A 12,966-nucleotide genomic window follows, 5' to 3' on the forward strand; every position below is an offset into this window, starting at 1 on the left:
AAGAAATCCGGGAGATACCGGAGGAGACTGCAGCCTGGCTGCATGCAACATCACACCAACGCTATCAGAACAATATTGTTGTGTACCGCTTCATGTCATGCCGTCCGGTTTGCGCCGGACGGCATTTTTATTGGCGGCGAGGCTATGCGCTCACATCGGCCGCATACGAAGCCGCCGCCAGCAAGCGCTGGGTATAAGGCTGGCGCGGCTGCGCCATCAAGGTTTCCGTCTCGCCGCTCTCGACCACCTTGCCATCCTTCATCACCAGCACCTGATGTGCCATGGCGCGCACCACCGCCAGGTCATGCGTGATGAACAGATAGGCCAGGCCATGGCGGCGCTGCAATTCGGCCAGCAACTGCAGCACCTGCTGCTGGACGGTCACATCGAGCGCCGAGGTCGGCTCGTCCAGCAACAGCAGTTCGGGTTGCAGCACCAGCGCCCGCGCAATCGCAATGCGCTGACGCTGGCCGCCGGAGAACTCGTGCGGATAGCGCTCCAGCATATGCGCCGGCAGACCGACTTCGGCCAGCGCATCGACCACCCGCGTGCGCTGCTGCTCTGGCGACAGGTCCTGGTGGTGCAGGGCCAGGCCTTCGCCGACGATCTGCAACACGGTGCGCCGTGGCGACAGCGAGGCATAGGGATCCTGGAACACCACCTGCATGCGCGCCCGCAATGGCCGCAGCTCCGAGCTCCGGCTGTCGGCGATGGAGGCGCCTTCGAAGCGGATCGCGCCGGCCACCCTGGCCCCCGACAGGCGCAGCAACGCCATGCCCAGGGTCGACTTGCCCGAGCCTGATTCGCCTACGATGCCGAGGGTCTCGCCGCGCCGCAGTTGCAGGTCGACGCCATCGACTGCATGGAACAGGCGCTTGCTGAACCAGCCCTGCTTGATGGCATAGGTGCAGCGCAACTGCTCGGCCTGCAGCACCACCGGCGCATCGGCTGCGACTTCGGCCACGCTGCGTTGCGGACGGCTTTGCAGCAGCTTGCGGGTATAGGGCTGCTGCGGATTGGCAAACAGTTCGGCGGTGGCCGCGCTCTCGAGCAACTTGCCCTTCTCCATCACGCCGACCCGGTCGGCGAAATGGCGCACCAGGTTCAGGTCGTGCGAGATCATCAGCACCGCCATGTTGTCATCGCGTTGCAGTTGATTCAGCAATTCAAGGATCTGCACCTGGATGGTCACGTCCAGCGCCGTGGTCGGCTCGTCGGCGATCAGCAGGCGCGGCTTGCACGCCAGCGCCATGGCGATCATCGCCCGCTGCCGCTGTCCGCCCGAGAGCTCGTGCGGATAGGCGCGCGCCCGTCGTGCCGGCTCCGGGATGCCGGTCTTGTCCAGCAACTCGACGGTGCGCAACGCGGCCTGGCGGGCATTGATGCCTTCGTGGCGCATCAGCACCTCGGCGATCTGGTTACCGATGGTGAATAACGGATTCAAGGCCGTCATCGGCTCCTGGAAGATCATCGCCACATCCTTGCCGCGCACCTGCTGCATCTGGCGCTCGCTCTTCTGCAGGATATCCTGGCCATCGAGCAGGATGCGCCCGCCATACTGGGCGTCCTGGTTCAGCTTGAGCAGCGCCAGCGCACTGACCGATTTGCCCGAACCGGATTCGCCCACCAGCGCGAATTTCTCGCCGGGGGCAATGGAAAAGCTGATGTCGTCCACCACTGTGCTGCCGCCAAACCGCACCACCAGGTTGTCGACCTGAAGCAAATGTTGCGTCGCTTGCTGGCTCATGCCTTCCTCCGCACGTCGAGGGCGTTACGCAAGGCGTCGCCTATGTTGGTGAGCAGTAGCAGCATCACCGTCAGCACCAGGAAAGTCGACAGCGCAATCCACCACGCGTCGAGGTTGTTCTTGCCCTGCGCCAGCAACTCGCCCAGGCTGGGGGTGGACGGCGGCACGCCCAGGCCCAGGAAGTCGAGGCTGGTCAGCGCCAGGATCGCGCCGCTCATGCGAAACGGCAGAAAGGTCACTACCGTGGTCAGGCTGTTGGGCAGGATATGGCGCCAGATGATCAGCCGATTGGGCAAGCCCAAAGCCCGCGCGGCCTGCACGTATTCGAGATTGCGGTTGCGCAGGAAATCGGCCCGCACATAGTCCGACAGGCCCAGCCACCCGAACAGCGACAGCAGGATCAGCAGCAAACCCAGGCTGGGCTGGAAGATCGACGAGAAGATGATCAGCAGGTACAGCTCCGGCATCGAGCCCCAGATTTCAAGCAGGCGTTGCGCGAACAGGTCGGTGCGCCCGGCAAAGTAACCCTGCAGCGCGCCGAACCCGATGCCGAGCACGATGCCGATGGCCGTCAGCGCCAGTCCGAACAGGACCGACACCCGGAACCCGTAGAGCAGCCGCGCCACCACGTCGCGCCCGCGATCGTCGGTGCCCAGCCAGTTCTCGGCCGACGGCGCGGCCGGGTTGGGATCCTTGGCGAAGTAATTGAGCGTGTCGTAGCTGTAGTGATTGAGTGGATAGATCGCCCAGTTGCCGTCCTTCTGGAATTGATGGCGAATGAAGGGATCGAGGTAATCGGCGGGCGAATCGAAGTCGCCGCCGAAGCTCTTGTCCGAATAATCGTGCACCAGCGGAAACATCAACTGGCCGTTATAGCGCGCCACCAACGGCTTGTCGTTGGAGACCAGCTCGGCGCCCAGGCTGATGACGAACAGCACGCTGAAGATCACCAGGCTCCAGTAGCCGCGTCGGCTGGCGCGAAAGCGCAACCAGATGCGGCGACCGGGAGAGATCGATGGCGCCGAAGAAGAAGCGGGAGGAATCTGTGTTGCGCTCATTTGTCCAGGCTTTCGAATTGCACGCGTGGATCGGCCCAGACGTAGCAGAGGTCGCCCAGCAGCTTGACCACCAGGCCGATCAATGTGAAGAGATAGAGCGTTCCCATGACGACCGGATAGTCGCGCCGGATCACCGATTCGTAAGAGAGCAGCCCCAGGCCATCGAGCGAGAACAGCGTCTCGATCAGCAGGCTGCCGGCAAAGAAGGCGCCGATGAAGGCGGCCGGAAAGCCGGTCACCAGCGGAATGAGCGCATTGCGAAACACGTGCTTGTAAAGCACCCGGTGTTCGGACAAGCCCTTGGCGCGCGCCGTCAGCACATACTGCTTGCGGATCTCTTCGAGGAAGGTATTCTTGGTCAGCATGGTGGTGACGGCAAAGGCGCCGGCCACCGAGGCCGTCACCGGCAGCGTGATATGCCACAGGTAGTCGGTTACCTTGCCCACCAGCGACAGGCTCTGCCAGTCATCCGAGGTAAGCCCCCGCAGCGGGAACCACTGCAGGAAGCTGCCGCCGCCGAACACCACCAGCAGGAACACCCCCAACACGAATCCGGGGATCGAATACCCGACCAGCACCAGCGCGCTGGTGAAACCGTCGAAGCGGCTGCCCTCGCGCACCGCCTTGGCGATGCCCAGCGGGATCGAAATCAGATAGGTCAGGAAGAAGGTCCACAAGCCGATCGTGATCGACACCGGCAGCTTGGACTTGACCAGCGACCAGACATCGCCGTGATGATAGAAGCTCTTGCCCAGGTCGAACGTCAGGAAACCCTTGAGCATGCTCCAGAAGCGTTCGGCCGGTGGCTTGTCGAAGCCATACAGCTTCTTGATCTCGGCCACGCGCACCTCGTCGATGCCCTGGCGACCGCGATAGCCGGCGGCGCCCGAGGCCACGCCGCCGCCCGAGGCCTCACCGGCGCCGCCGCGTCCCTTCATCTCGATCAGGGCCTGCTCGACCGGACCGCCCGGCACGAACTGGATGACCGCAAAGGTGATGGCGATCACGCCGAACAGCGTGGGCACCATCAGCAGCACCCGCTTCAATATATAAGTCCAGATATTCATGTTCGTTCCAGGCTTGCCGCAGGGAGTGTTTTCATCGCGCCTTCTCTTCCCACCAGGTAGCGATCACGTAGGGATCGGCCTGGTAATACAGCGGCGCCTTGGCCGGAATGCCAAAGCGGTTCTGATAGGCGATGCGATGGGTCGACGAGTACCAGTGCGGCACCACGATGTATTTGTGCAGCAGCACCCGGTCCAGCGCGCGGGCGGCGGCCGTCAGCCGCGCCCGCGAATCGGCCGCCACCAGCGACTGCACCAGCTGGTCGACCACCGGGTCCTTCAGGCCCCATGCATTGTTGGAGCCCTTCTCATCGGCCGCCTTGGAACCGAACATGTCGAACATCTCGTTGCCGGGGCTGCTCACATCGGGAAAACGGATGCTGGTCATGTCGAAGTCGAACTCTTCCATGCGCTTGGCCACCAGCGCGTAGTCGGCGGTGCGCTGCGAGACGTCGATGCCGAGCGTGCGCAGGTTGCGGGCGAACACGCTGACCACGCGCGACATCGCGCCCTGGTCATCGAGGATCTCGAACGACAGCGGCTGGCCCTGGACATTGCGTACCGCGCCATCCTTGTAGACCCAGCCAGCCTCGGCCAGCAGCGCACGAGCTTTACGCAGGTTCTCGCGCAGCGAGCCTGGTGGATTGGTGTTGGGCGGCACCGGCGCCGGCCCGAATACCGCCGGATCGATCTTGCCGCCACGGGCCTGGATCGACTTGAGCAGCGCCAGCTCATCGCCTTCCGGCACGCCCGTGGCGGCCAGCTGGCTGTTGTTGAAGAACGAATAGATGCGGGTGTACTGGCTGTAGAACAGCTGCCGGTTCATCCATTCGTAGTCCAGCGCCAGCCCGATGGCCTGGCGCACCCGCACATCCTTGAATTGGTCGCGCCGCAGGTTCATCACGAAGCCCTGCATGCCGGCGCCGTTGGAGTGCTTGAACTCCTTCTTGATGATGCGGCCATCGCGAAACTGCGGGCCGGTATAACTGCGGGCCCAGTTCTTGGCGCTGTATTCCACCACCACGTCGAATTCGCCAGCCTTGAACGCCTGCAGGCGCGCCACGTCATCGGCATAGAAGCGATAGACGATGCGCTCGAAGTTGTACATGCCACGCCGGCTCGGCACTTGCCGGCCCCAATAGTCGGGATTGCGGCGATAGGTGATGGCGCGTCCGAGATCGTAGCTATCGATCAGGTAAGGGCCGCTCGAAATCGGTGCGGTCAGCTGGATCTGGTCGAACGGCGTGCCTTGCGCCCATTTCTTCGAGAACACCGGCACGCTACCGACGATGAGCGGCAGCTCGTGGTTCTGGCTGGCGAACTCGAAGCGCACCGTGGCCGCATCGACCACCACGCAGCGCTTCACATCGGCAAATATCGACTTGAACCCGGGCGCGCCCTTGGCCATCAGGGTATCGAACGAATACTTGACGTCGTCCGCGGTGACCTTGTCGCCATTATTGAAGCGGGCCTGGGCATTGAGATGGAAGTCGATCGACATGCGGTCCGGCGCCAGCCGGATATCGTCGGCCAGCAGGCCATAGACGGTAGCGACTTCATCCGAGGATTGCACCGTCAGCGTCTCGAACATCAGTTCGGCCACGCCGGCGGCGGAGACGCCCTTGAGCGAGAACGGATTGAACTTGTCGAAACTGGTGCGGCGGTCCGGATTGGCCAGGTACAGCGTGCCGCGCCGGGGCGCATCGGGATTGACGTAGTCGAAATGGGTAAAGCCGGGGCCGTACCTGGGCGTGTCGTACAACGAAAAGGCGTGCTCGGCATGCGCGGCCAGGCTGGCCACAAGCAGGCTGGCGCAGCACAGGGCGCGGCGTAGGAGGGGAAACGGTTTGACCATGCGGGCGATTGTTGGCGGCTCTTGTGGGCGGTGATGTCAGTGTCGGGCTGGCGGCACGCAAGTCTCGTGCCGGCAGCGGGTTGCATGGCAAGTATCGGAAGGCATTGTACCCAAGGCCCGCGCCCGGCTTCATGCGATTTTCAATGATCGAGATGCGTGCGCCGCGCATCGGTTCCCGGCCTCGCTTGCCGGCGGTGACTGCGCCAGAGGTTGCCGCCTGCTGCGCAAGCCCCTACAATCCGGGTCTGTTCCAGCGTGCGCCGGCGAAAGCAGCATGGCGCCGCACCCATCAACGTCGGCAAGCGCGCGCAGCAGTTGCGGCCTTCGCGACGGACCCAACGGAGTCATCATGGCATTTCTGCAAGGCAAAAAAATTCTGATCACCGGTCTGCTGTCGAACCGCTCGATTGCCTATGGCATCGCGACCGCATGCAAGCGCGAAGGCGCCGAACTGGCATTTACCTATGTCGGCGAACGCTTCAAGGACCGCATCACCAAGTTCGCCGAAGAATTCGACAGCAAACTCATCTTCGACTGCGACGTCGGCAGCGATGAGCAGATCAATGCCCTGTTCGCCGATCTCGGCAAGTCCTGGACCCAGCTCGACGGCCTGGTGCACGCCATCGGCTTCGCCCCCAGCGAAGCTATCGCCGGCGACTTCCTCGAAGGTTTCTCGCGCGAAGGCTTCAAGATCGCCCACGATATCTCGGCCTACAGCTTCCCGGCCATGGCCAAGGCGGCCGCTCCGATGCTGAGCGCCAACGCTGCCCTGCTGACCCTGACCTATCTCGGTTCGGAACGCGTTGTGCCGAACTACAACACCATGGGCCTGGCCAAGGCCTCGCTGGAAGCGTCGGTACGCTACCTGGCCGAAGCCCTGGGCCCGCGCGGCGTACGCGTCAACGGCGTCTCGGCCGGCCCGATCAAGACCCTGGCCGCCAGCGGCATCAAGGGCTTCGGCAAGATCCTCGGCGCCGTCGCCGACACCGCGCCCCTGCGCCGCAACGTGACCATTGACGATGTCGGCAATGCGTCGGCCTTCCTGCTGTCGGACCTGGCATCGGGCATTACTGGCGAAATCACCTACGTCGATGGCGGTTTTTCTCGCGTGGTGGGTGGCATCGCAGAATAATGTGTAACATTAACGCTTTGGCATGATGCCAAAGTCGATGTTTTACTGTATGATTCGACTTGTGCGTTGCAATATGCAGCACACAGGCGAATCAGCCGGGTTTCTCGTCCATGACGATGGTGCTCGGTAGATTGCCCCAGCAGCTTCGCAAGCCTTACCTGTCATCCAGACAAGTTCTTAGTAAAAGCCCTCCCGCCCCTGGTGTCGCTCATTGACACCGTCCCGGCGCAAAGCTTTTGTGCCGAAATTTCTTTGTATTTTCATAGTCATTTCGTCGGTTGGCGTTGCTTTTTTCGTTCAGGCCATATCAGCCAGGCGCGTTTTTGCTCGCCCGTAGCGATTGGGTCTGACGTTTCACATTCACGAAAGAGATTATGACTTTTGAAGCACTTGGCCTTAACCCTTCGATCATCAAAGCACTGACCGAAGCCGGCTACACCGTCCCGACCCCTGTTCAGGAAAAAGCCATCCCTGCCGCCATCGCTGGCCAGGATCTGCTGGTTTCCTCGCAGACCGGTTCGGGCAAGACCGCAGCGTTCATGCTGCCTTCGCTGCACAAGCTGGCTGAATTGCCGCAAGTTGCCGAAGGCGCCGGCGCTGCCCGCACACCTAATCAGGAACGCCAGGCCAGCCGTTCGCGCGGCGAGCGCCCACGTTTCACCCCTGCCCAACCGAAGATGCTGGTGCTGACCCCGACACGCGAACTGGCGTTGCAGGTCACCACTGCCACCGACAAGTACGGTTCGTACATGCGCCGTGTGCGCGTGGTGTCGATCCTGGGCGGCATGCCTTACCCCAAGCAGATGCAACTGCTGTCGAAGAATCCTGAAATCCTGGTGGCAACCCCAGGTCGCCTGATCGACCACATGGAATCGGGCAAGATCGATTTCTCGCAGCTGCAGATCCTGGTGCTGGACGAAGCCGACCGCATGCTGGACATGGGTTTCATCGACGACATCGAGAAGATCGTTGCCGCCACCCCTGACACCCGCCAGACCATGCTGTTCTCGGCCACGCTGGATGGCGTGGTTGGCAACATGGCCAAGCGCATCACCAACAACCCGGCCACGATCCAGATCGCCGGTTCGGCCACCCGCCATGAAAACATCATGCAGCGCGTCCACTTCGTGGATGACCTGTCGCACAAGAATCGCCTGCTGGACCACCTGCTGCGCGACGTGACGATGGATCAGGCCGTGGTGTTTACCGCCACCAAGCGTGACGCCGACACCATCGCCGACCGCCTCAACATCGGTGGTTTCGCTGCCGCCGCGCTGCATGGCGACATGCACCAGGGCGCACGTAACCGCACCCTGAATAGCCTGCGCCGCGGTCAGGTGCGCGTGCTGGTGGCTACCGACGTCGCCGCTCGCGGTATCGACGTGCCAGGCATCACCCACGTGTTCAACTACGATCTGCCCAAGTTCGCCGAAGACTACGTGCACCGTATCGGCCGTACCGGCCGTGCCGGTCGCAAGGGCGTCGCGATCTCGCTGGTGAATCACGCAGAAGGCATGCACGTCAAGCGCATCGAGCGCTTCACCAAGCAATCGATCCCGGTCGACGTGGTCGAAGGTCACGAACCAAAGAAGACTGCATCCGCATCGCGCAGCCCACGCAAGCCAGGCAACTGGCGTCCAGGCGATGGCCGTAGCAACAACGCCGGCGGCGGCGGTGCCCGCTTCGGCAGCGGCAGCCGCGAAGGCGGCGGTCATCAACGTGAAGGCGGCTTCGGCGGCAATCGCGAAGGTGGTTTCGGCGGCAACCGTGACGGTCGCAGCTTCGGCGGCGGCAAGCCAGCCGGTGCTGGCGGCGGCGCTGGTGGCCCACGTCGCGAAGGCGGCGGCGGTGGCGGTTACAAGGGTGCTGGCGCCCGTACCGACGGCCCACGTCGTTCTTATGGCGATCGTTAATCGCTAACTAGTATTAGATATGCACTGGCAGGTTCACCTGCCGGCGGCTGCGACAAAAAAACGCCCGATGATTGCTCATCGGGCGTTTTCATATGGGGCGCCAGATCGCGCCTGTCACGGCACGCACTGTCCCTGCCCCGCCTGCAGGCCGCGCACGTTCGCCGCAATCACCTCGGCCGCGCGATCCGCCACCTTCTGCATCGCCGTCACCACATCAGCCACCGCCCCGCCACCGACAGCTTCGGCTACGCTCAGCCGGCACACGGCCGTCTTGCGATCATCCGAGCGGGTGATGGTCCAGCCGAATGCGGCCTGGACCTGGCCATTGCGCACCGCATCGAGGTCGCGCAGCTCGACGGCAATGCGATAGCTCACGCCATCGGCCGGGCGACCGCTGCGCGATACGTCGATGGCGCCCAGCCGGCGTGATACGCCATTGGCCAGCGCGTCACGCAATTCGTTATTGAATGGCGACGACCAGCGTTCGGTTTCCAGCACATCGACCCGCGTCGCATCATTGCGTACCACGATCTGTGGGCGCGCCAGGCGCTCCGGCACCGCTACCGGCAACACTTCGATAAACACCGGCTGTGTCGCATTGCCGGCCGTCGAGACGGCCGCCGCCGGCGACGTCGCCAGCGTATAGAACTGCGTGGGCGGCGTGCTGCTGCAGGCCGACAATGCCATGGCGGCCAGCGCGGCGCTGATGATGGAGATCTTTTTATTGGCGGGCATCATGGCTCCTGTTTGCCCCGGATCAGCGATTCGGGATGCTGTTGCAGGTAATCGGTAAGAACGCGGATCGACGCCGCCGCCCGTGACAGCTCCTGCATCGTCTGGCGGATATCCTGCTGTAGCGGCGCATCATCGGACAAGGTGCGCTCGGCGGCATTCAAGGTCTTGCGCGCGTCCTTCATGGCGGCCGACATCTCGGGCGCGATGTCGTTATTGATGCGCGACACCGTCTGCTCGGCCGAGGTCAGGGTCTTGTTCAGGTTCTTGATGGTGACCTGCAGATCCTTTCCGATCTCGTCGAACGGCACCTTCGACAGCTTGCCGGCGATCTCGGACAACTGCGCCTGCAATTCGTCCAGGCTACCCGGCACCGTCGGCAATTCGATCGGGGTCTTGCTGGTATCGATCTGAGCGCCCTTGGCCTTGGGGAAGAAGTCGATCGCCACATACAACTGCCCGGTCAGCAGGTTGCCATTGCGCAGTTGCGCCCGCAGGCCGCGCTTGACCAGGAACTTCAGGCGCTCCGTCGGCGAATAGCGGGGATCGGCATTTTCTTGCGCGAAGCGACGTCCCAGGCGATCGGGATACAGCGTCACCAGCACCGGCATGCGGAAGGCGCCCTTCTCGCGGTCGTATTCGATGCCGATGTTCTTGACCTCGCCCAGCACCACGCCCCGGAAGTCGACCGTCGCGCCCGGCTGCAGGCCGCGCAAGGACTGGTCGAAATACAGCAGCACGGTGGCCGGCGCGCCGTCCGGGTCCTTCATGGCTGCCCCTTCGTCGGCGGCCAGCGCGTATTCGGCGCCTTCCTTGGCCGGCGTGTCGTGCGCGTCTTCGTCACGCTCGCGAAAGGCGATGCCGCCCAGGATCACCGTCGACAACGCCTGGGTATGCAGCTTGAAGCCACTGGCATTGAGTTCGGCGTCGAAACCGCTGGCATGCCAGAAACGCGTGCCCTGGGTCACGAACTTGTCGTAAGGCGCATTGACGAAAATACGCATCGTCACGCCACGACCATCGCTGTCGAGATCAAACGCCATCACCTGGCCGACCTTGATGCGGCGGTAGTACACAGGGGTGCCGATATCGAGCGAACCAAGATCGTCGGCGTGCAGCACGAACTGGCGTCCCGACGCATCGCGGGTGACGATCGGCGGCTGCTCAAGTCCTTCGAACTGCTTCTTGGTCTCGTCGGAGGTGCCGGCGTCAACACCGATGTAGGCGCCCGACAGCAAGGTGCCCAGGCCCGAGATGCCCGAGGCCGCGATGCGTGGGCGCACCACCCAGTAGCGGGTGTCGTCGGCATTGAAGCCCGAGGCTTCCTTGGTCAGCTGGATCGATACCAACACATGCGAACGGTCTTCGGCCAGCTTGATGCTTTGTACCTGGCCGATGTCGACATCCTTGTACTTGACCTTGGTCTTGCCCGCCTCCAGCCCTTCGGCGGAGCGGAAGCTGACCGTCACCACCGGACCGCGATCGACCAGGATCTTGGCCACCAGCGTCAGGCCGACGATGGCGGCGATGATGGGAATGAGCCACACCAGCGATGGCAGCCAGTTGCGCCGGTGCTCGCGCTTGGGCTGCAGCAGTGCCGGTTTTTCGTCATGCGGATCAGTCATGCAGTTCCTTCGTTCTTTTTGGATGGTGCAACCTGGGTAGCGGAAAGCGGGCGCCGGTGGTCGGGATTGACATCGTCCCAGATCAGGCGCGGGTCGAATGCCAGCGACGCCAGCATCGTCAGCACCACCACCGCGCCGAAGGCGGCGATGCCGATACCGGCGTGGACATCGGCAAAACCATGGATCTTGACCAGCCCGGTCAAAACCGAGACCACGAATACGTCGAGCATCGACCAGCGACCGATGGTCTCGATCACCCGGTATAACTTGGCGCGCTGCAAGCGCTGCCAGCTGCTGCGGCTACGCGCCGAGATCACCAGCACGATCAGCGACACCAGCTTGAACAGCGGCACCAGGAAGCTGGCCACGAAGACCACCACCGCCAGGCCCCATTCACCGGAGGTCCAGAAATAGATGACCCCGCTCATGATGGTGTCGCGCTGCTCGTCGAACAGGGTGCGGGTAATCATCACCGGCATCAGGTTGGCCGGGATATACATGATGCAGGCGGCGATCAGCAACGCCCAGGTACGATTGAGGCTGTCGCGCTTGCGCCGGTGCAGCAGCGCATCGCATACGCCGCAGCGGTCTTCGGCGCGCGCGCCCTGCCACACGGTGCCGCAGTGATGACAACCGGTCACGCCCAGGTCTGCCGCATCCTGGATCACCGGGCCGGTTTCTTCACCGGCACTGTGATAACGCTTCACGGCGCCGGCTCCCTGGCCTGCAGTTGCTCAGCCATGGCCTGCTTCTGTTCGCAGATATGCCAGATGTAGCGTGGATTGAACGACACCACCACCGTCAACAGCACCGTCAGTGCCCCGAATGACCAGAGCGCCGGGCCGGGAATCACCTCGGCCATGTTGGATAACTTGATCAGCGCCACCAGGATGCCCAGCATGAACACCTCGACCATCCCCCACGGCCGGGCCGCCTGCATCAGCCGCAGCAAGAGCACGAAACCGGGCGGGCGCTCCAGGCGCGACGACGGCAGCAACAGGTAAAACAGCACCAGCATCTGGATCAGCGGAAAGAGCAGCGTCGTGGCCAGCACCAGCAGGGCCACCTCCGACATGCCATCGTGCGCCAGCGCCATCACCGCGCCCAGCAGCGTGGTATCGCTGGACAACCCCTGCAACTCGATGGTGACGATCGGAAATGCGTTGGCGATGACAAACAGGATCAGCGCGCCGACGGTCATCGGCAACAGGCGCTCGAGACGGCGACCGGTGTCGCGCTCAAGCTCGGCGTCGCAGCGCAGGCAGCGCGCTATCTCACCTGCCCGCAACTGGGGACGGTGATAGACGGCATCGCATTCTTCGCAAACGATCAGGTCCGGGCGCTTGTGCATGGATGAAGTTGAGTCGGCTTTCTGGCAGTTGTTATTGATCGGCGCAGCACACTGCCCCGCTTTGAGCCTAAACCGCCGGCCGCGTTCAATACCGCCGGAAGTTATCAAATCGACATGACTGATAATTAATGACCGGCCGGTTATCAAAAACCGATTCTAACAACATCGGCATGTCGGGGCGGCACGTATTTACGCATGTCAAGAAGATAGCGCTTGACAAGCCGAAGGGCAATCTTCTACAGTCTTCCAATGACTTCCGCAGCAAAAATCTCTCTGCTACCGACCAGCGCCAGCGCCCTGCTAGTGCCGCTATCGGCTTCGCTACTACTAGCCTCGCGCTAATCCCCTGGCCAATGCGGCCACCGTCGACACCGCTGAACCATCGCGGCACGACAAGCAAAAACAGATCCGCAGTACCTGGACCCAATCAAGCAGCAACGATAACTTTCTCGTTGCAGCACGACCGAAGCGACGCGATCATGCATTTCA

10 protein-coding genes are annotated in these 12,966 nt (G+C 62.8%); 2 read left to right on the forward strand and 8 right to left on the reverse strand.

What is annotated here, in order from left to right; genetic code table 11:
* Positions 1–142: 142 nt before the first annotated feature.
* From LBW87_RS11260 to LBW87_RS11275, 4 genes are read right to left on the reverse strand one after another with little or no spacing between them, the layout of a single operon-like run.
* The gene (locus LBW87_RS11260) at positions 143–1,747 is read right to left on the reverse strand and encodes an ABC transporter ATP-binding protein (protein WP_225201558.1); all 1,605 of its coding nucleotides are present in this window, start codon (positions 1,745–1,747) and stop codon (positions 143–145) included.
* Positions 1,744–2,805, reverse strand: a complete 1,062-nt coding sequence (locus LBW87_RS11265; RefSeq protein ID WP_225201559.1) for an ABC transporter permease — start codon at positions 2,803–2,805, stop codon at positions 1,744–1,746. Before LBW87_RS11265 ends, LBW87_RS11260 begins: the two co-directional genes overlap by 4 nt.
* On the reverse strand, positions 2,802–3,872 hold the full coding sequence (locus LBW87_RS11270; RefSeq protein ID WP_225201560.1) for a microcin C ABC transporter permease YejB: 1,071 nt from the start codon (positions 3,870–3,872) through the stop codon (positions 2,802–2,804). The genes LBW87_RS11265 and LBW87_RS11270 overlap by 4 nt, the downstream gene beginning before the upstream one ends.
* Positions 3,873–3,903: 31 nt before the next feature.
* Positions 3,904–5,724 (reverse strand): extracellular solute-binding protein, encoded by a 1,821-nt coding sequence (locus LBW87_RS11275; protein ID WP_225201561.1) that lies wholly within the window; start codon positions 5,722–5,724, stop codon positions 3,904–3,906.
* Positions 5,725–6,073: 349 nt separating this feature from the next.
* Here LBW87_RS11275 and fabI point away from each other — a divergent pair, with 349 nt between their 5' ends.
* The gene (fabI, locus tag LBW87_RS11280; RefSeq protein WP_225201562.1) at positions 6,074–6,856 is read left to right on the forward strand and encodes an enoyl-ACP reductase FabI; all 783 of its coding nucleotides are present in this window, start codon (positions 6,074–6,076) and stop codon (positions 6,854–6,856) included.
* Between the two features lie 374 nt (positions 6,857–7,230).
* Positions 7,231–8,769, forward strand: coding sequence for a DEAD/DEAH box helicase (locus LBW87_RS11285; protein ID WP_225201563.1), 1,539 nt, complete (start codon positions 7,231–7,233; stop codon positions 8,767–8,769).
* A 114-nt stretch (positions 8,770–8,883) separates the two neighbouring features.
* Here LBW87_RS11285 and LBW87_RS11290 read toward each other — a convergent pair whose 3' ends face one another.
* Genes LBW87_RS11290 through LBW87_RS11305 form a run of 4 tightly spaced genes read right to left on the reverse strand, consistent with a single transcriptional unit; the run spans position 8,884 to position 12,477 of the window.
* A complete protein-coding gene (locus LBW87_RS11290) occupies positions 8,884–9,504 on the reverse strand; it encodes a membrane integrity-associated transporter subunit PqiC (protein WP_225201564.1) in 621 nt (206 codons plus the stop codon).
* Positions 9,504–11,126 (reverse strand): intermembrane transport protein PqiB, encoded by a 1,623-nt coding sequence (locus LBW87_RS11295; RefSeq protein WP_225201565.1) that lies wholly within the window; start codon positions 11,124–11,126, stop codon positions 9,504–9,506. Before LBW87_RS11295 ends, LBW87_RS11290 begins: the two co-directional genes overlap by 1 nt.
* Entirely contained in the window at positions 11,123–11,833 is a 711-nt protein-coding gene (locus LBW87_RS11300) for a paraquat-inducible protein A (RefSeq protein WP_225201566.1), read from the reverse strand. Before LBW87_RS11300 ends, LBW87_RS11295 begins: the two co-directional genes overlap by 4 nt.
* On the reverse strand, positions 11,830–12,477 hold the full coding sequence (locus LBW87_RS11305; protein ID WP_225201567.1) for a paraquat-inducible protein A: 648 nt from the start codon (positions 12,475–12,477) through the stop codon (positions 11,830–11,832). Before LBW87_RS11305 ends, LBW87_RS11300 begins: the two co-directional genes overlap by 4 nt.
* Positions 12,478–12,966 lie beyond the last annotated feature (489 nt).

Source organism: Herbaspirillum sp. alder98 (assembly GCF_020179755.1).
Taxonomy (GTDB): Bacteria; Pseudomonadota; Gammaproteobacteria; order Burkholderiales; family Burkholderiaceae_D; genus Herbaspirillum.